Source organism: Pontibacter toksunensis, from assembly GCF_042686245.1.
GTDB classification, from domain to species: Bacteria; Bacteroidota; Bacteroidia; order Cytophagales; family Hymenobacteraceae; genus Pontibacter; species Pontibacter toksunensis.
Map to the genome: position 1 here is coordinate 234,727 of NZ_JBHUOX010000002.1, position 21,649 is coordinate 256,375.

General features: G+C 45.9%; 16 protein-coding genes. 11 read left to right on the forward strand and 5 right to left on the reverse strand.

Annotation, left to right across the window (positions count from 1 at the left end; translation table 11 throughout):
* The first annotated feature begins 27 nt into the window (after window positions 1-27).
* Complete coding sequence (locus ACFS7Z_RS03855) at window positions 28-582, forward strand: hypothetical protein (protein ID WP_377481184.1); 555 nt, start codon at window positions 28-30, stop codon at window positions 580-582.
* Window positions 583-665: 83 nt separating this feature from the next.
* Here ACFS7Z_RS03855 and ACFS7Z_RS03860 read toward each other — a convergent pair whose 3' ends face one another.
* A complete protein-coding gene (locus ACFS7Z_RS03860; protein ID WP_377481187.1) occupies window positions 666-3,074 on the reverse strand; it encodes an alpha-ketoacid dehydrogenase subunit alpha/beta in 2,409 nt (802 codons plus the stop codon).
* A 127-nt stretch (window positions 3,075-3,201) separates the two neighbouring features.
* Between ACFS7Z_RS03860 and ACFS7Z_RS03865 the strand changes: the two genes are divergently transcribed.
* The 3 genes from ACFS7Z_RS03865 to ACFS7Z_RS03875 all read left to right on the forward strand — a co-directional run bounded on the left by ACFS7Z_RS03865 (window position 3,202) and on the right by ACFS7Z_RS03875 (window position 7,404).
* Entirely contained in the window at window positions 3,202-4,029 is an 828-nt protein-coding gene (locus ACFS7Z_RS03865; RefSeq protein ID WP_377481190.1) for a DUF1573 domain-containing protein, read from the forward strand.
* A 241-nt stretch (window positions 4,030-4,270) separates the two neighbouring features.
* Window positions 4,271-5,383, forward strand: coding sequence for an alanine dehydrogenase (gene ald, locus ACFS7Z_RS03870; protein ID WP_377481193.1), 1,113 nt, complete (start codon window positions 4,271-4,273; stop codon window positions 5,381-5,383).
* A gap of 149 nt (window positions 5,384-5,532) precedes the next feature.
* A complete protein-coding gene (locus tag ACFS7Z_RS03875) occupies window positions 5,533-7,404 on the forward strand; it encodes an LTA synthase family protein (protein WP_377481196.1) in 1,872 nt (623 codons plus the stop codon).
* A 62-nt stretch (window positions 7,405-7,466) separates the two neighbouring features.
* Here ACFS7Z_RS03875 and ACFS7Z_RS03880 read toward each other — a convergent pair whose 3' ends face one another.
* On the reverse strand, window positions 7,467-7,856 hold the full coding sequence (locus tag ACFS7Z_RS03880) for a type I restriction enzyme HsdR N-terminal domain-containing protein (RefSeq protein ID WP_377481199.1): 390 nt from the start codon (window positions 7,854-7,856) through the stop codon (window positions 7,467-7,469).
* A 152-nt stretch (window positions 7,857-8,008) separates the two neighbouring features.
* Between ACFS7Z_RS03880 and ACFS7Z_RS03885 the strand changes: the two genes are divergently transcribed.
* Complete coding sequence (locus ACFS7Z_RS03885; RefSeq protein WP_377481202.1) at window positions 8,009-8,782, forward strand: AMP nucleosidase; 774 nt, start codon at window positions 8,009-8,011, stop codon at window positions 8,780-8,782.
* A gap of 10 nt (window positions 8,783-8,792) precedes the next feature.
* Window positions 8,793-10,454, forward strand: coding sequence for an amidohydrolase (locus ACFS7Z_RS03890; protein WP_377481205.1), 1,662 nt, complete (start codon window positions 8,793-8,795; stop codon window positions 10,452-10,454).
* A 95-nt stretch (window positions 10,455-10,549) separates the two neighbouring features.
* Here ACFS7Z_RS03890 and ACFS7Z_RS03895 read toward each other — a convergent pair whose 3' ends face one another.
* The 3 genes from ACFS7Z_RS03895 to ACFS7Z_RS03905 all read right to left on the reverse strand — a co-directional run bounded on the left by ACFS7Z_RS03895 (window position 10,550) and on the right by ACFS7Z_RS03905 (window position 14,999).
* Window positions 10,550-11,878 (reverse strand): MFS transporter, encoded by a 1,329-nt coding sequence (locus tag ACFS7Z_RS03895; RefSeq protein ID WP_377481209.1) that lies wholly within the window; start codon window positions 11,876-11,878, stop codon window positions 10,550-10,552.
* A 122-nt stretch (window positions 11,879-12,000) separates the two neighbouring features.
* Window positions 12,001-13,491 (reverse strand): hypothetical protein, encoded by a 1,491-nt coding sequence (locus ACFS7Z_RS03900; protein ID WP_377481212.1) that lies wholly within the window; start codon window positions 13,489-13,491, stop codon window positions 12,001-12,003.
* Window positions 13,492-13,514: 23 nt separating this feature from the next.
* Window positions 13,515-14,999: a hypothetical protein gene (locus ACFS7Z_RS03905; protein WP_377481214.1), complete on the reverse strand. Its 1,485-nt coding sequence runs from the start codon at window positions 14,997-14,999 to the stop codon at window positions 13,515-13,517.
* A 681-nt stretch (window positions 15,000-15,680) separates the two neighbouring features.
* Between ACFS7Z_RS03905 and ACFS7Z_RS03910 the strand changes: the two genes are divergently transcribed.
* The 5 genes from ACFS7Z_RS03910 (at window position 15,681) to ACFS7Z_RS03930 (ending at window position 21,106) form a co-directional block, all read left to right on the forward strand.
* Window positions 15,681-17,318 (forward strand): ABC transporter substrate-binding protein, encoded by a 1,638-nt coding sequence (locus tag ACFS7Z_RS03910; protein WP_377481217.1) that lies wholly within the window; start codon window positions 15,681-15,683, stop codon window positions 17,316-17,318.
* A gap of 10 nt (window positions 17,319-17,328) precedes the next feature.
* Window positions 17,329-18,720: an ABC transporter permease gene (locus tag ACFS7Z_RS03915; protein ID WP_377481220.1), complete on the forward strand. Its 1,392-nt coding sequence runs from the start codon at window positions 17,329-17,331 to the stop codon at window positions 18,718-18,720.
* Window positions 18,717-19,808 carry an ABC transporter permease gene (locus ACFS7Z_RS03920; RefSeq protein ID WP_377481223.1) on the forward strand — a complete coding sequence of 364 codons (1,092 nt, stop codon included), beginning with the start codon at window positions 18,717-18,719 and terminating at the stop codon, window positions 19,806-19,808. The genes ACFS7Z_RS03915 and ACFS7Z_RS03920 overlap by 4 nt, the downstream gene beginning before the upstream one ends.
* Window positions 19,809-20,029: 221 nt before the next feature.
* Window positions 20,030-20,296 carry a hypothetical protein gene (locus tag ACFS7Z_RS03925; protein ID WP_377481226.1) on the forward strand — a complete coding sequence of 89 codons (267 nt, stop codon included), beginning with the start codon at window positions 20,030-20,032 and terminating at the stop codon, window positions 20,294-20,296.
* Window positions 20,297-20,767: 471 nt separating this feature from the next.
* Complete coding sequence (locus ACFS7Z_RS03930; protein ID WP_377481230.1) at window positions 20,768-21,106, forward strand: STAS domain-containing protein; 339 nt, start codon at window positions 20,768-20,770, stop codon at window positions 21,104-21,106.
* The last annotated feature ends 543 nt before the right edge of the window (window positions 21,107-21,649 follow it).

A 21,649-nucleotide genomic window follows, 5' to 3' on the forward strand; every position in this document is an offset into this window, starting at 1 on the left:
ATTTAGCTTCATTTTCTGATATCCTGTATGAAATACCTCCTAAAGTATAGCGCAGCTTTGCTGCTGCTGGTCTTACTGGTTAGTGGTTGCCGCGAGGAGCCTAGTTATCCAAAGGAACCGGAAATAACGTTTGATCGTGTAGACCAATACACCTATACTAAAAATAGAATTACGTTTGACTCTCTGGTTTTAGTTGTGGACTTCCAGGATGGTGACGGTAATCTGGGGCTTCGAAGGACCCCAACCGATAGCTCTGATCCTGATTTTCAGCCGCCGTTTGACCAGAGCTCTCCTTATTTCAATAATTTCTTTGCTAACCTGCAGATCAAACGGGGAAACACCTATGTTCCTTATCCTTTTCCGGTAGAAAGCCTGAACCTGAACGGCCGTTTCCCGCGCCTTTCCCTTGATGACAAAGATGAGACGCTGGAGGGGGAGATAAAATACACGCTCACCAACTTTTCCAATGATATTTTCGACCCCAGGGACACGGTCCGGTTTGAGGTATTTATTTATGACCGGGCGCTGAACAAGAGCAATGTGGTATACTCAGACGACATCGTGCTTTTTCAGGGGCAGTAAGAGAGCACAAAGAGTTAAACAAAATCCCCGTCAGCCTGAACTGACGGGGATTTTGTTTATAAGTAGTTTCTTTTGAGTGCGCTCTAGTAAATGGCTGGAAACGCTTCCGGATTAGCCTCGTGCATCATCTCGTAAACGGTTTCGAAGACGTCCTCCACGTTTGGTTTGGAGAAGTAGTCTCCATCTGAAGAGTATGGTGGGCGATGTGCGTGAGCTGACAGGCACTGGGGCTTTGAATCAAGCCAACGGTAAGCGCCCTGCTCATCTATTACCTGCTGCATCATATAAGCGGTTGCGCCCCCTGGCACATCTTCATCTGTAAACAGCACCCGGTTTGTCTTCCGGATGGAGTCTATAATCATGTGGTCGGTATCAAAAGGCAACAGTGTCTGCACATCTATTACTTCAGCTGAAATGCCGTATTCTTCCAGTTGCCTGGCTGCCTCCACTACTATGCGGCACATAGAGCCATAGGTTACAATCGTTATATCAGTACCCGCCTTCAGAGCCTCTGGTTTGCCGAGCGGGACAGTGAACTCACCAATATTGTTCGGAATCTGCTCTTTGAGGCGGTAACCGTTCAGGCACTCAATGACCAAAGCAGGCTCATCAGATTTTAGGAGGGTATTGTAAAATCCTGCGGCCTGTGTCATGCTGCGGGGCACGAGCACGTGCATGCCACGAAGACTGTTCAGGACCATCCCTATAGGTGAACCAGAATGCCAGATTCCTTCCAGGCGGTGACCCCGCGTCCGAACAATAAGGGGTGCCTTCTGACCTCCCTTGGTGCGGTACTGTAAAGTTGCCAGGTCGTCAGATAGTATCTGGATGGCATACAGCAGGTAGTCGAGGTACTGGATTTCGGCAATAGGGCGCAGGCCGCGAAGCGCAGCACCTATTCCCTGCCCAACAATCGTACATTCCCTAATGCCAGTGTCTGTTACACGCAGTTCGCCATACTTCTCCTGCAGGCCGGCAAAGGCCTGGTTCACGTCTCCTATGTATCCTACATCTTCCCCAATGGCGAACACGCGCGGGTCACGGGCAAGCATGGCATCAAAGCATGCCTGCAGCACCTCCCGGCCATCTACTGAAGGAGAACTTTCATCAAACTCAGGCTTTACCTCCTCCACGAGCAGCGCTGACTCTTCTGACTGGCTGAAGAGATAAGAGTTATACCGCTCTGCGTTCTCTCCCATTTCCTGCTCCAGCCAACCCACTAACTCGCGCTTAGCCTGGCTGCGCTCATCACGCACAAAGCGCAGCGCTTTGCGCACGGCCTTCACAGCGTCGCTCCTGATGGGAGGAGCTATCTTACGCAGCTCCTTGGCAATGGTGGCAACCTGTGTGGCATGATCGCTGGTAGCAGCCAGGTTATCCAGCAGCCTTAGCGCTTCATCATGGTCTTTTTTAATGTCGCCGGCAAACTCACTCCAGGCTTTGCCACGGGCACCACGAACGGCATCTTTTGCCTCTGCTTCAATTTTATCCAGTTGTTCCGTAGTGGCTATACCGTTCTCCAGCATCCACTCCCGCATTTTCTTCAGGCAGTCGTACTCTTCTTCCCACTTCAGGCGCTCTACAGGCTTGTAGCGCTCATGCGAACCCGATGTAGAATGGCCCTGTGGCTGTGTCATTTCCTCCACGTGCACCAGTACCGGCACGTGCTGCTCGCGGCAAACACGCACAGCAGCTTCATACGTCTCGCAAAGGGCCATATAATCCCAGCCTTTCACTTTGAAGATTTCATACCCCTGTTCCTCTTCGCTGTTGCGCTGGAAGCCAGACAGGATCTCAGAGATACTGCCTTTGGTAGTCTGGTACTCCGCTGGTACCGAGATACCATAGCCATCGTCCCAGACAGAAACCAGCATGGGGATTTGTAGTACCCCTGCGGCGTTTATAGCTTCGAAGAAAGGTCCCTCCGAGGTAGAAGCGTTACCGATAGTGCCAAATGCTACTTCATTTCCATTTACAGAGAACTGTTTCAGGTGCTGAAGCTGCGGGTTCTGGCGGTACAGTTTAGAGGCATAGGCTAATCCTACCAGGCGGGGCATCTGCCCGGCTGTCGGGGATATATCTGCACTGGAGTTCTTGATCTCCATCAGATTCTTCCAGTTACCTTCGTCATCCAAAGACCTGGTGCCGAAGTGGCCGTTCATGGCACGCCCTGCCGTAGAAGGGTCTGCCTCTACATCTGTATGGGCATATAGTTGGGCAAAATACTGTTGCAGCGTTAACTCACCTATTGCAAACATCAAGGTCTGGTCGCGGTAGTAGCCGGAGCGAAAATCGCCGGGCTTGAAAAACTTAGCCAATGCCAGCTGCGCCACTTCTTTCCCATCGCCAAAGATGCCGAATTTCGCTTTGCCCATAAACACCTCCTTGCGTCCGGCGAGACTGGCCTGGCGGCTCTCCCACCCGATGCGGTAGTCATTCAGGATCTCTTCAGCTGTTAGTTTTTGAGTGATAGACGCTTCAGCAGTTTGCATGTTTTATCGTTAGGCTGTTAATGTGTTTTTGCTCACCAAAAGTAATGAAAAATCCCCTAGATTCAAATTTAGAGATACTGGCAGGAGCAGGCGCAATTGTACCATTTCCTGTATTTGAAAAAGAAATTTGTATATTTGTTTTGCTCTGAACATTAGAGAACTTTATTTGCTTAGAATTTGCTCTTCAGCTATGAATAGAAAGCTTTACTTCTTAACACTGTTTTGTTTTGTATTTGCTGCCAGTGCAGCTATTGCACAAGGCAAACTGAGTTTTGAGAAAGAAACTCACGATTTCGGCACCATTGCAGAGGGCACACAAGCTACTTACGAGTTTAGCGTCAAAAATGTGGGGGATCAGCCGGTAATTATCTCTCATGTTCAGCCGGCCTGCGGGTGTACTACACCCACCTGGACAAAAGAGCCACTTTTACCTGGAAAAACTGGCGTGATTACTGCTATATATAATAGCACAGGCCGGCCGGGTCTGTTCCACAAAGCCATTACGGTTACCTCTACAGCGGAAGAACCGACGCAGGTTTTGTACATTAAAGGTGATGTTGGCCCAAAAGATTTAAAATCTGTAGCTACACAGGAACAAAAAATTATGTCACCGCGTTTGGCAGTTGGCAGGACAAATTATAACTTCGGAAAACTTGAAAAAGGACAAAAAGCAATTGCTAAGTTCCAAATTAAAAACACAGGCCGTCAGTCCCTGGTTATACAGGGTATAAAGGCTGCCTGCAACTGTGTTCAGTACCGTGTTTCGGAGCCAGCTTTAAAACCCGGACAGACAGCACTTTTGGAACTAAGGTACAGTGCCAATGTGTTAGAAGAGCAAAACGAAGTAGTAACAGTTCTTTCAAATGATATAGTAGTGCCCACCCTCAAGCTAACGCTGAAGGCGAATGTAGTAGAGCGGCAGGCACCTCAAGATATGTTAAGGGAAGGCAAATAAGCCGGTACCTTAGAGATAGTTTTTTTCATAGTTTTATTTTGTACTAATGGCAGTGATTTTATCGCTGCCTTTTTTCATTTCAGGGCTTTCCGTTTTCCTTGCCTCCCCATCTGGCATATATTGATCCGTTGGATTATTTCTATCGTTATACCCCTATAATGTAGTCTGCGACTGGTGTTTTATTTCAGGATACTTATGGTATCTTTGCGCAGCTTTTCAAAACCACTTTAAATAGAACCACATGATTATTGGTGTTCCGAAGGAAATCAAGAATAACGAAAACCGGGTAGGGGTTACACCTGCCGGTGTGATTGAACTGGTACGCAATGGCCACACTGTTTATGTACAGACTATTGCCGGCGAAGGCAGTGGGTTTACAGACGACGATTACATCCGGGCTGGCGCTTCTATCCTTCCTAGTATAGAGGAAGTGTATGGCATAGCCGAGATGATTATAAAAGTAAAAGAGCCTATTGAGTCTGAATATCCCCTGATTAAGGAGGACCAGCTGCTGTTTACCTATTTCCACTTTGCCTCTTATGAGCCTCTGACGCACGCTATGATAGAGCGCAAGGCGATTTGCCTGGCTTACGAAACGGTTGAGAAGATTGACAGATCGCTTCCGCTGCTGATTCCAATGTCAGAAGTGGCGGGTCGTATGGCTATTCAGGAAGGTGCCAAATACCTTGAGAAGCCTATGCAGGGCCGTGGGATCCTGTTAGGTGGTGTACCGGGTGTTCGTCCTGCCAAAGTAATGATTTTGGGTGGCGGTGTAGTAGGCACAAACGCAGCTAAGATGGCGGCTGGTATGGGTGCCGATGTTACTATTCTGGATAACAACCTGCAGCGCCTGCGCTACTTGGATGATATCATGCCTGCGAACGTGAATACGTTCATGTCCAATGAATACAATATCCGTGAGCTACTTTCAACGCATGACCTGATTGTTGGTGCGGTTTTAATACCGGGTGCCAAGGCTCCTCACCTGATCACGCGCGACATGCTGAAGCAAATGCGCCCGGGAACAGTGGTAGTAGACGTAGCAGTAGACCAGGGCGGTTGCATAGAAACCTGCAAGCCTACCACTCACGAGAACCCAACCTATATAATTGATGATGTGGTGCACTACTGCGTGGCAAATATGCCGGGCGCTGTGCCTTACACATCTACGCTGGCACTGACCAACGCCACCCTGCCTTACGCACTCCAACTGGCTAACAAAGGCTGGAAAAGAGCCTGCGCTGAAAGCGATGAGCTGCTGAAAGGCCTGAATGTCGTGCAGGGCAAAGTTGTTTACCAGGGTGTAGCAGAAGCATTTGGTTTGGAGTTTGTTCCTGCCGAGAACGTGCTATAACAACTGATGACACTATTAACAGGAGCGCCTTTTTGACTTTGTCAGGAAGGCGCTCTTATTTTTGCACAGAATTTGTAAAGTAAGAACCACTACAGGCTGCTCTGACTGGACCTTGCGCTCTTTTCCAGCCTCTTTACAGATAACAGTAAATGTTCGACACTTCTTTTAAACTACTGCTGCGCCGCCTCGGCCTGATACTGGGGCTTTACATGCTGCTGCGCCTAGTTTTCTATCTCTTCAATTACAGCACTTTTGCAGAGGCAGGCGCTGCGGAAACGCTGCTTGCCTTCCTTCATGGCCTGCGCTTTGATGTGGCAGCCATTATCATCACGAACAGTTTGTTTATCGTGCTCTCGCTCTTGCCGGTTGGCAATACGCAGCACCCGAAGTACCAGCACCTGCTGAAGTGGGTTTTCGTACTGTCTAATGCGCCCTTCATTGCACTGGCCCTGGTAGATGTAGAATTCTTTGACTTTATAGGGAGGCGTTCGAGTAACGAGTTTTTCACCATCACAGATGACATAGCCAACCAGGCAGGGCAGCTGGCCGGAAACTACTGGTACCTTGTGCTGGGTTTGATTCTGTTGGTGCTTTTCCTTGTAAAGCTTTACCCCAAAGCACCTGCTGCACCTGCTGTTATGGTCCCTATATGGATGCGTAGCCTGTGCCTGCTGGCGGTAGCAGCTTTTGCAGTACTCGGCATCCGGGGTGGCTGGCAACTGAAGCCACTGCGGCCGAGCCATGCCTTTGTGCTGGAGCCTGCCTCGCTGGGCCACCTCACGCTCAATACGCCTTTCACTTTTATCAAGAGTATCGGGCAGAAGCAATTAGAAGAGAAACATTATTATAGTTCAGATGAAGAACTGCTTGCCGCCCTTCCTTTCAATCCTATTCAATACAAGCAGCCGGACGGAGAGCAGAAGCGGGACAATATTGTTATCATTATATTGGAAAGCTTTGCTGCTGAATATGTAGGTGCTTTGAACAACGGCCAGGGCTATACACCCTTCCTGGATTCGCTGGCCACGCAGGGCGTGCTGTTTCAGAATGCATTTGCCAATGGGCGTAAATCCATAGAGGCGCTGCCGTCTATTCTGGCAGGTGTACCTTCGCTGATGCAGGAGCCTTTCATTACCTCTCCTTACCAAGCAAATAAGTTTTATGGTCTAGGTCACCTGCTGCAACAGGAAGGCTACCGCACCGCCATGTTTCATGGGGCGGCTAACGGCACGATGGGGTTCAACGACTTCGCGCATGCAGCAGGCATAGAAGATTATTATGGCCTGGATGAGTATCCATCCTCCCTTCAGGCTAAAGGTTATGACGGACAGTGGGGCATTTTTGATGAACCCTACCTGCAGTACGTCGCAAAAGAATTAACCACTTTCCAGGAGCCTTTTATGGCCACTGTTTTCACTTTGAGTTCACATCAGCCCTATACCATACCAGACAAGTATAAAGACAGGTTTCTGAAGGGTGAACTGGAAATACATGAGTCAATCGGATATGCCGATCATGCACTGAAGGAGTTTTTTGAGGCCGCCTCTAAGGAGCCGTGGTATCATAACACGCTGTTCATCCTCACTGCCGACCATACCCAGCAGAGTATAGCACCAGCCTATCAGAACGAACCAGGGCATTACCGTGTGCCTTTGCTCCTGTTCCACCCGGATCTTGATTTAGGCAATGTAAACGCCACACAGGTGACGCAGCACACAGACATTATGCCGACGGTTATAGACTACCTGAATATCCCAACAGATAAAGTCCTGCCTTTCGGGAGGTCTGTCCTGGATAGCACCAGTACAGGCCGCGCCTTGTTTTTCAATGGCAATGCCTGGTTTATGGTGCAGCAAAATGAGGTGACAGAACTGACCATGGATGACCAGGTGCGGTTTTATTCGCTTGCAGAGATGGCTCCGGCTTCCCCATCCCCTGCATCAGAAAAGCTCTTAAAGGCTTATGTGCAATATTTCAGAAACGGGATGATAGGGAATAAGCTATACTTTTACAATGACTGAATTCTGATAACTGAATGATGTTAACATCTTGATGATTCACAATTCTACTATTCAAAATTAAGTTATTCACAATTAAAAGCCGGTATACCCTGAAGGGGCTGAAACAACCTTGTCTCAAAGTCTACCTGCCAGCAAAAATGCTCCAGCCCGTTCGTAATCGCCACAAACTGGGCCCGCAGCGTTCGATTATACACCGACACCTGCTTCACAACTTCCTGCGTAATGGGCACAGACGACGCCTTGCACTCTACCAGCAGATGAGGCTTGCCCTCTTGGTTATATACACATAAATCAGAACGCTTCTGCAATTTATTATAGTTAGCACCCCGCTCTATGCTGATCAGACTTTTAGGGTAGGAAAGCGTATTAATTAGATAGTGCACAAAGTGCTGGCGCACCCATTCTTCAGGAGTTAGAACTACGTATTTTCGGCGTATTGCATCAAAAATCATGTAATTAGCTCCGGATTTTGTAATTTTGTGTTCAAATGGTGGCAAATTCAAAGCATACATGCCTGCAATTTAGCCATTTTCTGATGCTCCGCCTCAGTAGTTACGGCTGCCAGGGCGGATTTTTTATATCATAGTAGAAGTAAAAAAAGAGTATGAAAACCAAAGAAGAAATAGTAAGCGACTGGTTACCCCGCTACACTGGCGTGCCTTTACAAGAGTTTGGGGAGTACATCCTGCTGACAAACTTTATCAACTACGTGCGCATGTTTGCCGACCGCTTCGGGGTAGAACTGAAGGGCCTGGACAAGCCCATGCAATCGGCTACGGCCAATAACATTACCATCATCAACTTTGGCATGGGTAGTGCCATGGCAGCCACGGTAATGGACCTGCTGTCCGCCATCAAGCCAAAAGCTGCCCTGTTTTTAGGAAAGTGTGGCGGCCTGAAGAGAAAAACACAGATTGGTGACCTTATTCTGCCAATTGCGGCTATTCGTGGCGAAGGTACATCTGATGACTATCTGCCATCCGAGATTCCTGCCCTGCCGTCGTTCCGCCTGCAGCGTTCAGTATCATCCATGATAAAAAAGCATGAGCTTGACTACTGGACTGGCACCGTGTATACCACCAACCGCCGCGTGTGGGAGCACGATGAGGAATTTAAAGAATACCTGCGCCAGATTAGGGCCATGGGCATTGACATGGAAACAGCAACGATATTTACAGTTGGTTTTGTAAACGAGATACCGCACGGTGCCCTGTTGCTTGTTTCTGATAACCCGATGATACCGGAAGGTGTAAAGACCTCGGAAAGTGACCAGCACGTAACCGTGAACTATGCAGAAAAGCACCTGAGCATCGGTATTGACTCGCTATTAGAGCTGATAAATACAGGTGACTCTGTAAAACACATGCGTTTCGAATAAACTGAACCAGATGATTAGCACCCTACGCACCCTTTCCGCTACCCTTCTTATAGGCGGCTCCCTCCTCAGCAGTTGCAACAGCACAAAGCAAAGTGCGGAGCAGGCTGACCTGATTGTGTACAATGGCACAGTCTATACCGTAAATGACACCTTTGAGAAGGCAGAAGCCTTTGCTGTGAGAGACGGAAAAATCGTAGCCGTTGGCACCACTGCTGACATTCAGGAGCAGTATACTGCCACAGAAGAACTGGATGCTGATGGCAAGGCCATCTATCCCGGTTTGATAGATGCCCACTCCCATTTCTACCGCTACGGCCTTGGCTTGCAGTCTGCAGATTTGGTTAGCACACAGTCCTTTAAAGAAGTAGTGCAGCAGTTAGTGGCGCAGCGTGAGAAGTATCCGGAAGCAGACTGGATAACAGGCCGCGGCTGGGACCAGAACGACTGGGCTGAGAAAGAATTTCCGACGAAGGACACGCTGGACCAGCTTTTCCCGGAAACGCCTGTCATCATCACCCGTGTGGACGGTCATGCTGCTCTGGCAAACCAGAAAGCCTTAGACCTGGCTGGCGTTACACCGCAAACAAAAATGGTAGGTGGACTGGTAGAGGTGAAAGACAGTAACATGACGGGAATCCTGATTGACAATGCCGTTGACATGGTCACATCTAAAATACCAGAGGCAGATGAGGACGAAAAGCGGCAGGCACTGAAGAACGCGGAGGAAAATGTTTTCGCTGTAGGCCTAACCTCTGTGGATGATGCCGGTCTGGACAAGTCTACAGTAGACCTGATAGATGCCATGCAGCAGCAGGGACATTTGCAGATCCGTGTGTATGCGATGCTGAACCCAACTAAAGAGAACAAGGATCACTACTTTAAGAACGGCCCATATAAGACAGACAGGCTGAATGTGCGCTCGTTTAAAGTGTATGCAGATGGTGCGTTGGGCTCCAGGGGAGCTAACCTGCTAAAGTCATACTCAGACCGGGACAACCACTATGGCTTCCTACTAGCCTCTGAGCAGGAGTTCAGGGATCTTGCCAGAGAGATGAACGAACATGGCTTCCAGATGAATTCCCATGCCATCGGCGACTCAGCTAACCGCCTGTTACTGGACATCTACGGCAATGTGCTTGGCGGCAAAAACGACAAGCGCTGGCGCATTGAGCATGCGCAGATTGTAAACCCCGCTGATATGAATAAGTTTGGCCAGTACAGCATCATACCATCCGTACAGCCAACCCATGCCACCTCCGATATGTATTGGGCTGGTGACAGATTGGGTAATGAGCGGATAAAACATGCCTATCCTTTCAAAGAACTCATGCAGCAAAATGGCTATATTCCGCTTGGCAGCGATTTCCCGGTGGAGGATATCAACCCTTTTTATACCTTCCATGCCGCAGTGGCCCGCCAGGATGCGAAGAACTACCCAGAGGGAGGCTTCCAGATGGAGAATGCACTCAGCCGGGAGGATGCGCTGCGAGGCATGACGGTATGGGCTGCCAATTCAAACTTCGAGGAAAATGAAAAAGGAAGTATAGAAGCCGGAAAATTCGCTGATTTTATACTTGTTGATAAAGACCTGATGACAATTGCACCTGCCGAAATGCGCGGAGTACAAGTGCTCCGCACCTATGTGAACGGCAAACAGGTTTATAAGAAGTAGTAGTTCTAAATTACAAACTCAGGCTTAACTTAACATAAAAAGCCGCTGCAGACGTTACTGCAGCGGCTTTTTTTATGCAAGAAAAATATAGCTGTTTACGTGCTGGCTACCTGTACATTTTCAGACCGGGCTTCCGGCGACTTCTTTCCACGAACAAGGAACAGGAAGAGCAGCCCCAGCGCGAAAAACGTAATCAGTGCCAGAATACTGTTCCGCATAGAGCCTGTGTAATAAGCAATCATCCCGTAAGCCAGCGTACCCAGCACTATAGACACTTTTTCAGTAACATCATAAAAGCTGAAGAAGGAGGCATGGTCTATTGTGGTGGCAGGAATAAGCTTGGAGTAAGTGGAGCGCGAGAGCGATTGTATCCCTCCCATCACAGACCCTACCACAGCGGCAAGGGCATAAAATTGAAATACGCTGTAGGTAAAGTAAGCTCCTATGCATATGCCAATCCAGATAACCACCGCCATGATAAGCGCCTGAATGTTTCCATACCTTTCAGAGAGCTTCGAAAAAACATAGGCACCCGCAACCGCGAGTAACTGAATAATCAGAATAGTAAGAATCAGCACCTCACTTGGTAACCGCAGTTCTACCTCACCAAACAAAGCGGCAAGGTACATTACCGTCTGCACGCCCATGTTGTAGAAAAAGTAGGCAAGCAGGAAGCGCTTCAACCTGGGCAGTTCTATTACCTGGTCCAGCACATGCTTCAGTTCCTGAAAGCCATTCAGAATCCAGCTTCCTTTCGGCTTGCGCTCATACACGTTACCAGGTAGATGATAAAAAGAGTACTGCGCAAAGCCAAACCACCAGATGCCTGTTGTCAGGAAGGCAATGCGGGGCGGAAGAGAGGTGTTATCCGCAGCTATAACAAACCACTGCGGCTTCATAATCATCGCCAGGTTAAAGACAAGCAACAGCACGCTGCCTACATACCCCATGGAAAAACCACGGGCACTTAGCCTGTCATACTGGTCTTCGGTGGCAATCTCTGGAAGATAGGCATTGTAAAAGACAATACTGCCGCTAAACCCAATGGTAGCCAGCACAAAAAGTATGACAGAGAAAGTAAACGTTTCGCGGGTAAAGAAGTAAAGACCTGCACAGGAAGCTGCACCAAGGTAGCAGAACAACTGCATAAACAACTTCTTTCTGCCACTGTAGTCAGCTATAGCCGTCAGGAAGGGGCTGAGAGATGCAATGATGAGGAATGCAGCTGAGATAGCATACGTAAAAAGAACCGAACTCTCCAGCTCATGACCAAAGAACCTAATCAGGTCTGTTCCGTCCGGGTTGCGCGCCACAGCGCTGTAGTAGATTGGGAATATAGTTGATATGATAACCAACGAGTAAACGGAGTTGGCCCAATCGTAAAAGCACCAAGCTCTTGTGACAGTGGGGTTGTTCTTTTGCATAGGACAAAATAATAAAAATTACTATTCGCCAAGCTTATCTACCGCAAAGAAAAGTACCCCCTCTTCTTCTGTAACTCATACCAGGCGCTTCGCATGGAAACAAACGCACCATCAAGCTAACGTCATGCTGCCCGATGCTCAAGAACTTTCAGCACTAAGTCCCAAAGGTGTTCGTAGGGTATAATCTCCACTTCAGCGAAGGCGTCACCAGGAGGTAGCGTTTGCTTTAGCTTTTCGTAAAGCTTTTGTCCTTTTGCTCTCGCCCTTACAGGGTGCAGGTCTTCTTTGATTACCAGCAGCAACAGCCTCAAAAAAAGACGTGGCCGCTCTGCTTTCTCACCTCTTAGGTACTTGGTTATATATTTCCTTACCCTTTCCGCATGCGACTCATAATCGTCTACCTTCCTGTTCAGAAAGCTTTTAATTGTGTCCAGAACAAGCAGCGACAGATTATAGCCGGCTTTATCTTTCGGCAGCATTACAAGCTCCGCTAACACACCCTGTGGCAGGTTTACAACATCTAAAGATGGCATAATGGAATGCATCAGCAGCAGATAACGCCTGTACAACTCCCATCTTTCCTTTGCAGTGTTCTGAATGGTGTTTACATAATCACTGGCCAGGCTCCTTTGCAATAGTTCACCTGCCAGTTTATAGTTTCCGGAGTGCATAGCCAGGAGCAGGTAGTTTTCCATGAAAGCGAACCAGTTTACTGCTTGTGGTTCAAAAAGCTGAAGGTAGTCCTGTGCAAGTATAAGTCCTTCTTCATATTGCCTTGTTCTCAGGAGTGCATAGATATGAATGAAAGCATTGTATTTATAGTTGTACCGGTTAGGCTGAATATGCCCCTGCTCTAATAGCTTTTCAGCACGAGCCACTGCATCAGACACTGCCAGGAAATCACCTTTCAGTTCTAAAAAGTGTATACTGAGGATATGAAATAGATTATAAATAACAGGTGACTTTGAGGAAAGCCAAAGCTTATGTATTTGCTCTAACACTGCAGGTATTTTATACAAGTAAGCATTACGCTCACTTAAACTCGAACTTAACTCAATGTGAGCAAGCTGAAACAAGCTTGCAGCTTCTTTTTCCTGAGCCTCTATTTTATAGTAGTATTGGAGTTCTTCTTTTGCTTCCAGGTAAGCTTTTTTATTGATGATATTTGAGTGTATAACCAGCTTTTTCTCTAATGCTCTCACAATGCAGGATGTTACCTGGTTAGCTTTTGCCAAAACAATGGCTTGTGTAAGCAACTTATCAGCTATTCTATATTCATCCGATACCAAGAGGGCATGAGCCTCTAATAGCATAGCCTGCAATTTATAACTCTCAATACTGACAAGATTGAATTTACTTGATGAAAATTCTATAAAATGAAGATGATTCAGCAGCTTTTTCCTCATTCTTGACTTTAGCATGCGGTAGTTAGCAGAAACATTTTTATCACCATAGAGCATTTCCGCCGCATCTACATCACTAGTGACTTGTTCATTTTTGATCAGGTTGAACAACTTAGTCTCCAGGTTATCCTCATCTTGCTGATTTATGAGAGGTGAAGCTTTAACGCCTCGCTCAGCAATTAAACTAACTAGTCTTCTTAATTCATCCATCAAACTATTCTGTTGCTTCCAAACTAAGAGTGTTTCTCCAAAATAGAGAGAATGTGTTCCCAAAGATGCTCATATGGCACTATCTCTATCTCAGCATAGGCATCGCCCGGAGTTGGTGCTTCAACAAGCTTCTGATACAATTTCTGTCCTTTTTTCCTGCAGGCATCTGCATCGAAGTCTTCTGTAACAGTTAAGATCATCAATTTCAGAAAGGTCTTGCTTCTTAAACTAAATGTCTCTTTGAGGTGAGTTAACATATACTTTTTTAGACTTTCAATCCGGTACAGAAGGGCTTCAGAATCTCCTTTTTGTAAAAAGTAAATAAACTGGAGTATAAGAATGGCAACATTAAAACCTAATTTGTCTTTGCTGTACGCGGGCAATGACAGGCCATACGGATTCTTCGGAAGAGCTATTTCTGCTGCTGTACCAGGATTTATGATTCTAAAGTATGCCTGATAAAGACTCCATCTTTCCTTGGCGTGGGTTGAGATATTTTTATAAGAAGGGTTGTTAAATACCTTCTGCAGCAAAACAAATGATAATTCATACTGACGAGAATGTAATGACAACAGGAAGTAATTCTCCATAAAGGAAAACCAGTTACCTGAGTCGTACTTGAAGCTGTTTGAATAAGCCTCAGCATATTTTAACCCGTTTTCATACTTCTTGCTTCGCAAATGGGCATAAACCAATATAAATTTATTGTACTTGGCATCAAACAAGACATCATTTACCAATCCATCTTCAACCCACTGTAGTGAGCTTACAGTCATTTCTACTATTTTATCGAAGTCACCTTCTAACTCATAGTATGATATGGCCGTTTTGTAATAGGCTTCAAAAATTTTAAAAGATGTTGTTTCACGCCATAAAGCCTCTAATTTCGATACTATAGTAGGCACCTCTGGCAATAAGCTCTTCCGGGTAGTTATTGACTTCTTGAGATTTACATTTACCATTTGAAACAAGGATGTGGCAACTACTTCCTTGTTGCGCTTGCCTGTCTGAACTTCAAGCTCTTTCAATGTTTTATCAAATAGTTTAATGTTACCATTTTCAGAATAACATGAGGCTTTGAGTTCTAAAGCAGCAACATAGTGATTTGTAAAGTCTAGCTCCTGTGATATTAATATCACCTTATTTGCTAAGTTTATAACAAGATCAAGCTCATATAGCCTCCTCAGCACATAAGCTTGATGGAGCAAAGAAATGCACTCATGCTCTTTTTGATAATTATTTTTAAACCCAAGCTTCGTTAGGTCAACAAAAAAAAGGCTGTTGTATAGCTTTCTTTTCATTCGGTGCTTGAGCATTTTGTAACGCACATCGTTTTGATTAGTACCGTACATATCAGTTGCAGCAGCCTCATCAGTGGTGTATCTTTCGCTTTTTAAACTCTCTAAGAATCTACTTTCTTTGCTAGTCCTGCCATTTTCTAAAGGTAAGGCACGATTAAGATTAACACTATCTGTTACTAACTTCGAAAGTTTTAATAGTTCTTCCATGCCAGACTGTCTAAAAAGATACTTTTACAATAAAAATAAATAAATAAGACAAAAATAAATTGTTTTAGTTAATGTTCGCTTTTAAGAAAAAATTCATTGAAACATTAGAATAATTAGCTAACCTTTGATCTACAAGAAGCTTATAAGTAATGTTACTTTTCCTTATCAATCATTGAATGTAAATATATGTTTTCTTATTTAAAAGGCAGCATTTTTTAGGAATAATAAAAATATTTAAACATTTGATATAATTCGTTTAAGTTACTTTTGCCATTAAATATTCCTTTTTAGGACAGCGTGTATCAATCAAATTTGCATAGTGTAATTCATAAACCTTAAAAAACCCTAATAACATGGTATCAATCATCATTTCTATCTTAGTAACATTATCTACACTCACTTCTGGGGGTACTGTATCAACTACAAACACAAAGGATACTAAAAAGAACGGAACTACTACGACAGCTCCTGGAGGCGTGGGCACAAATGGTGGAACAAGTACTTGGGAAAACGGAACGCATTAAGTCGCACCATTTCCAAAACTTTAGTTTCTTTTCCCTAACTTGCCCTTAAGTATATCTTTAGCCAAAAGGTACATAAATGAGGAAGTTCAGGTTAATTTTAGTAAGCCTTTTAGTAGTACTTTCATGTTGCAGTCAGCCCGCACGAGCGCCAGAAGAGGTGCGGGTAAGACTGTCAGTGAATCCGGAAACGTTGAACCCGGTAAGCTATAGTGATGCGGGAGCACTACAAATAATTAACCTGCTGTTTCAGAGCCTGCTGAGTGCAGACCTGGCAGATGACAAGATAAAGCCTTTTCTGGCGGCTGACTTGCCACAGGTGGAGCGTCAGGATTCAGTGTCGCTATTTACCTACGAGATAAGGGAGGAAGCTACCTGGACGGATGGTTCGCCTGTAACAGCGGCAGATGTTGCCTTTACCCTGAAGGTGTTAAAAGCTCCGTTAATAAATAACGAGTCTATAAGACCTCAGCTACAGTTTATTCAGGATATAAAGATAGATCCTGCCAACCCAAAACGCTTTACCCTGGTTTGTGAAGGGTACAGCCCTGAGATGGTGTTGCTGACAGGAGACTTTTTTATACTACCAGCATATCTTTTGGATCCTGATGCACTGCTGCAACCTATTGAGGTGGCGGCACTTAACGGAAGCCTTTCCGAGCTTGAAAACAATGAGAATCTAAAGGCATTTGCAGAAAAGTTCAACTCCCCGGAGTATGGGCACAGCACCACCATGCTTCAGGGCAGCGGTGGCTACCTGCTTGAGGAATGGGCGAGCGGGCAATACCTCACCTTAAAACGCAAGAGTGACTGGTGGGGTAATGACATACCTCAAGCGCAGCACCTCACAGCAAATCCGGAACGCATTAGCTTTCAGGTTATTCCTGATAACGCCAATGCGTTATTGGCCCTCAAAAGCAGAGAAATTGATGTTTTAGAAAACATAGAAGCTGCTGAGTTCGATAAAATCCTGAACGACGAAAGTTTCAAGGAAGACTATGCCCTGTACTCTCCTGAAACCTATGAGTTTGTTTATGCTGGCCTGAATACCCGCTCTCCAAAGTTTTCTGACAAACACACCCGCCAGGCTGTCGCCCATCTGATAGATGTGAACAGCGTGATTCAGGTTTCTCAGCTTAACTATGCCACCCCTACCGTTGGTCCCATTCCTCCCTCTATCAAAGAGTACTATAACACGAGCCTGGAGCCGCAAAGCTTTAATGCGGAAAAAGTAGCCAATTTACTAAAAGCAGCAGGATGGCAAAAGGAACAGGATGGGTGGTACAAAAGCATCAATGGCAAAAGAGAAAAGCTAACAGTAGATGTAAACTATAAAGCTGGCAGCAAAACTTTTGAACCAGCCGCCATTATCTTTCAGCAAAGAGCCGCCGAAGTGGGTATTCCTGTGCAGTTGCAGGGAATGGAAAACAGCTTACTGAGTTCGAAATTAAGGGCGCATGAATATGAGATGTTTTTCAGGTCTTTGTCAGGAAACCCCTTCGTAATAAATTTCCAGCCGCTGCTCCACACATCGTTTGCTAACTTGGGAGGTATGAACGTGACAGGATTTGGTACGCCGGAGAGCGATAGCGTGCTGGATGGCATCAACGCAGTTGAATCACCTGAGGAAAAAGCCAGGCTCTTAAAACGCCTCCAGGAAATCCTTTATGATGAGGCAGCTTTTATTTCCATGTTTTACCTCAAGGATCGCCTTGCTGTGCATCGCAGGTTCGACAATGTAAAAGTATCCGGTCTGAAGCCAAACTATGATGTGAGCGCGTTCACGTTGCAGAAATAAGTAACTTTTGATGTTGCCATACTTTTTCAGGAAGTTACTTCTTGCTATACCTGCCTTGTGGTTGTTGGCTACCGCTGTGTTCCTGCTTAGCAGGTTGCTGCCTAGTTCTTTTGCCACAGAGCGTATACTAGCGAGCAATGAGGGGTACTACAGCAAAAGCTCTGAAAAAGACAGGCAGCAGGCTTACCTGAGTTACAATCGTAGAATCGGTCTGGATAAACCTTTGTTTTACTTCTCAGTAGCTCCGGCAACTCAACCACCTTCTTCCCTGAGCCATTCATATCCAGAACCAAAGCAGGCGCGGTTTCAAAAGCTTTCCTGGTATTATGGAAGCAAATTTAATGTAGAGGCGTTTGTTGCAGCTACAGATTCCCTGGAGAGGCAACTGCAGACCAGCCCTGACACAGCCTTAGTTCATACCCTTCAGGTACTTCAGACTGAGACAGAATTCCAACCATTAGAGGATGCGGCAAAGAGTGCCGTAGCAGCAGCCAGTCAGCCTCAGGTGAAGGGAGCAGCAGTCCTGCTACTCGAGCGGCTACAGAGAATGCAGCAGGAACAGGCATCTTTTGCATTTCTTATTCCAGAAGTACGCTGGCATGGACGTCAAAATCAATATCACCGGTGGCTCATACAACTCTTCCAAGGTGATTTAGGCACCTCATACAGAAGCAACCGACCCGTAGGGGCACTCTTAACGGAGGCAATTGGCAATACATGGTGGCTCCTTGCCCTTAGTATGGTCATCACTTTTCTGCTGGCGCTTGAGTGCAGTATACTGATGGCGAAGAAAAAGGGAAAATGGTTTCGAAAGCTTCTGTTGCCCCTCCTTTTCATCACCGACAGCATTCCGCTTTTTGTGCTGGCGCTGCTGCTGCTTGTCCTGCTGGCAAACCCAGATTTTTTACAGCTGTTTCCTGTTTTCGGTATGGGTTATTATTCTCCCCAACAGTTGACTTATTGGCAGCAGCTAAACCAGTGGTGGCAGTATATGACGCTGCCCATGATTTGCCTCGTCCTCGCTAACCTTCCTTACATCACAAGCCAGGTTTATGCCTCTATCCATTCGGCATTACAGGCTGACTATACCCGTACAGCCAGGGCAAAGGGCATGGCAGAAGGAGCTATAATAAGGCGGCATGTTCTTCGCAACTCGATGCTGCCCATTATCACTATCGTTTCTGATTTTCTTCCTGCCTTAGTGGCTGGTACGCTAATCATCGAAACTATATTTGCTCTACCCGGTATCGGGAGGTTGTTGGTGGAGTCGGTGTTGGCAAGGGATTACCCGGTGCTCATTGGCATTGTGCTGGTTATAGCAGCTTTCAGGATCTTCGCTTTTCTACTGGCTGATATGGGATATGCCTTGGCCGACCCGCGCATTAAGGTGCAACTGGCATGAAGCAAATCTGGCAACATATAATTTACCTCTGGCGCCACAAGATAGGTTTTAAGGCAGCTGCAGCCTACCTGCTGCTGCTCCTTTTACTAACCACAGTTTTACCCTGGCTTCCTCTCCCCTATGAGCCAAATTATTCTGATGTAGCACATGTATACCAAAGCCCATTTGAAAGCGCGATTGTATCTAATAAAGCAAGGCACCTGCTGGGAACAGACAGTATGGGCAGAGATGTGCTTTCGAACACGATGTATGGAGCACGCAATGCACTTCTCATAAGTGTTCCTGTAATGCTTCTGGCTACGCTTGTTGGGTTGGTTTTAGGCGCAGGAGCAGGATATTACGCCAACAGAGGCTATAGCATGTGTGCCGGCAGCTTGCTGCTGTTGTTGCTTTGCATCCTCTGCTTTAGCTATTATGGTATTTACCTGCCTATCCAGGTAGCAGGTATGGGGTTGGGAGGAACTGCACTGGCAGGCAGTCTGTTGACATGCCTTCTTCTCCTGATGTTACTTTTTGTGATTTTCGTGTTGCTACACTATAAAACAAACTTCCTGCAACTGCAAGTGACTGTGCCTGTGGATCTAATGGTATTAAGATTAATTGAGGGCCTCTCCACTGTTCCCCGTTTTGTGCTGATATTAGTGCTTGCTTCTTTTATACCTCCCTCTGTTGTGTTGCTTTCCCTGATACTCGTGTTCACGCTCTGGACTGCTGTTGCTCGACTGGCACGCGCCGAAATGCTGCGTATAAAACAGCTGCCGTACTTTGAAGCGGCACAGAGTATAGGCCTAAGTTCAGGCCAACTTCTCTGGCGACATGCGCTGCCAAACCTTTCAGGGCCTGTTCTGGTAGCCTTTACCTTTGGCCTCGGGGGTTTACTTGCCCTTGAGTCAACTTTGTCTTTCCTCAATATTGGCGTTCCAACCCACATGGTGAGTTGGGGCAGGCTTATAGCTGATATCAAATCCAACACCTCTGCGTGGTGGCTTGTCGTGTTTCCTGGAGGACTTCTTTCCTCCACAGTGCTGGCACTATATACCTGCAGCCACTACTTAACCCAATCTTTTTTTAAAAATAACAAAGGCTAAAATGTTACTTTTTTCCATTTTAACCTTTGTTATTTTTTAACCATTATCATGTTCAGCAGTAAGAACTTCAGTTTCCCTAAAAGAATATAGCAACTCAGGCTTTAGAATACCGCCCAGGCAACTATAGAACTCATGTTACCTGCAGCTCCTTATATTCCTGTTTCCTCAAGGCAGGCATGCTTATAATTGTAACGTATTAGAACCCCAAGCCTCCAAACAACATGAATACCACCGTTCACAAAGCAACACAGAAACTGGCAGAAAGCTGCTACAAGAGTGCATGTTTATCAGCTATTGCTGTATTAAAAGCAGGTACTCAGGAAGAGGAACACGTTGGTTATGCCACCATTGATGGGAATATGATCCACCACGTAGAAGTAGCCAGTGCTGTGAACAAAGGTGCCGGGATATTTATAGGAGATTATTTTGTAGGCTTCGCTGATAATTATCATTCTATCAGCCTAACGGCTCCGTTTATACGCTATTAATCTTTAGCTCCTCCTCGGGCTAGAGCTTTATATACTTTTTGGTTAGTAATAAATTTGTTGGTTGTTTGTGTTTAGATTAGCATCAGCCCTGTAGTCCCCCCTACAGGGCTTTTGTTTTGCCTTTTTTGCACAAATTCAGCTCCTGTTGATGGTAGCTTTTGCTCCCTTGTCTGTTTTGGACTTACCTTTTATTTTTTTTACCTGAAGTGGGTCATTTACCGTATAAGTATACTACTTATCAGCAGATTGCAAAAATCACTCAAGCCCTGATACAGCCGCTTTAAAGGAACACCAAATGCAACAGCAAAAAGTTAAGTATTTGCACCAAAACATATTACGTATTTCCGCCGTGGGTTATAGAAGTAAGTAGCCGTACCTTTATAAATAGCTGATCATCTCTTTAAAAGAGTGATTCCAGATAAACATTAACGAAAAAGTTTGGAGGGGAAAATGGCAGTATATGTACAACACATGAAGTACTGCAGCCTGGTAATGGCAAAAGGAACTGTCAATCCAGAAGACTGTAACCTGTTGGAGCACGTAATGAGGTGCGCTGCTATGTCAAAAAACAAAACGGTTTGGGTAGACTGTGAATCCATTTCATCTCTCCCTACAAAAACGTTGCGTATGCTACTTTCGCTATGTAGCAAAGCAGAGGCCAGCGGTGTTCTGCTCCTCTTTTATCAGTTCAATCCACAGATGAATAAGATTATAGAGAAGGCAGGTCTGGATAGCGTATTGAACATTCTGCCTACTATGGCTGATGCCTATGCCTACTGCAGAAAGAAAGATGCTTCTGCAAAAGAATAAGGAGTTGAATATAACAGGCAAATCTCCTGTATCAGCCACAGAGGCAGTTCTTCGGCTAGTACAGGAGATGCATGTTTTATGACCCTTTCATTTTTTCAAGGAGGGGATTCACCAATTATCATACATTTTCCACTCAGGGGGATTGTTTCCTGCTCACTTAGCTATCATGGCTCCTAAGTGAAGTACTTGAACACCCTACATGGCGTACTGTACTCTCGGCCGAAAGGCCTCGTTGTGGGTGTAGGGACCCTCTTAAGGGCATTGCGCTGTGAGTTTTTCTGCGCCAAGGCGATGCCGCTCCCGCGGCATCAAAAAAATCTCAAAATAGAGGCCCCATACCAGCAGGCGCTCAACTCAAAAACTGGAGTCTCATTTACACCGTGCAAACAAATAGAAAAGACTTGGCTTTATGGAAGGCGCTTAAGGCAATGTGATAAAACGAACACAGTTGCTAGCAAACAAAAAGCGGTGCAGAGAGCCTCTACACCGCTTTTTTAGATTTTCAATCTTCTACCTCATTCAGTAGTAACAAAAGGATTTATC

What these genes read in the sequence shown, in the direction of transcription:
- ACFS7Z_RS03855 (WP_377481184.1), top strand. Translation starts at nt 28, where the DNA reads ATGAAATACCTCCTAAAGTATAGCGCAGCTTTGCTGCTGCTGGTCTTA.
- ACFS7Z_RS03860 (WP_377481187.1), bottom strand. Translation starts at nt 3,074, where the DNA reads ATGCAAACTGCTGAAGCGTCTATCACTCAAAAACTAACAGCTGAAGAG.
- ald (WP_377481193.1), top strand. Translation starts at nt 4,271, where the DNA reads ATGATTATTGGTGTTCCGAAGGAAATCAAGAATAACGAAAACCGGGTA.
- ACFS7Z_RS03875 (WP_377481196.1), top strand. Translation starts at nt 5,533, where the DNA reads ATGTTCGACACTTCTTTTAAACTACTGCTGCGCCGCCTCGGCCTGATA.
- ACFS7Z_RS03880 (WP_377481199.1), bottom strand. Translation starts at nt 7,856, where the DNA reads ATGATTTTTGATGCAATACGCCGAAAATACGTAGTTCTAACTCCTGAA.
- ACFS7Z_RS03885 (WP_377481202.1), top strand. Translation starts at nt 8,009, where the DNA reads ATGAAAACCAAAGAAGAAATAGTAAGCGACTGGTTACCCCGCTACACT.
- ACFS7Z_RS03890 (WP_377481205.1), top strand. Translation starts at nt 8,793, where the DNA reads ATGATTAGCACCCTACGCACCCTTTCCGCTACCCTTCTTATAGGCGGC.
- ACFS7Z_RS03895 (WP_377481209.1), bottom strand. Translation starts at nt 11,878, where the DNA reads ATGCAAAAGAACAACCCCACTGTCACAAGAGCTTGGTGCTTTTACGAT.
- ACFS7Z_RS03900 (WP_377481212.1), bottom strand. Translation starts at nt 13,491, where the DNA reads ATGGATGAATTAAGAAGACTAGTTAGTTTAATTGCTGAGCGAGGCGTT.
- ACFS7Z_RS03905 (WP_377481214.1), bottom strand. Translation starts at nt 14,999, where the DNA reads ATGGAAGAACTATTAAAACTTTCGAAGTTAGTAACAGATAGTGTTAAT.
- ACFS7Z_RS03915 (WP_377481220.1), top strand. Translation starts at nt 17,329, where the DNA reads ATGTTGCCATACTTTTTCAGGAAGTTACTTCTTGCTATACCTGCCTTG.
- ACFS7Z_RS03920 (WP_377481223.1), top strand. Translation starts at nt 18,717, where the DNA reads ATGAAGCAAATCTGGCAACATATAATTTACCTCTGGCGCCACAAGATA.
- ACFS7Z_RS03925 (WP_377481226.1), top strand. Translation starts at nt 20,030, where the DNA reads ATGAATACCACCGTTCACAAAGCAACACAGAAACTGGCAGAAAGCTGC.
- ACFS7Z_RS03930 (WP_377481230.1), top strand. Translation starts at nt 20,768, where the DNA reads ATGAAGTACTGCAGCCTGGTAATGGCAAAAGGAACTGTCAATCCAGAA.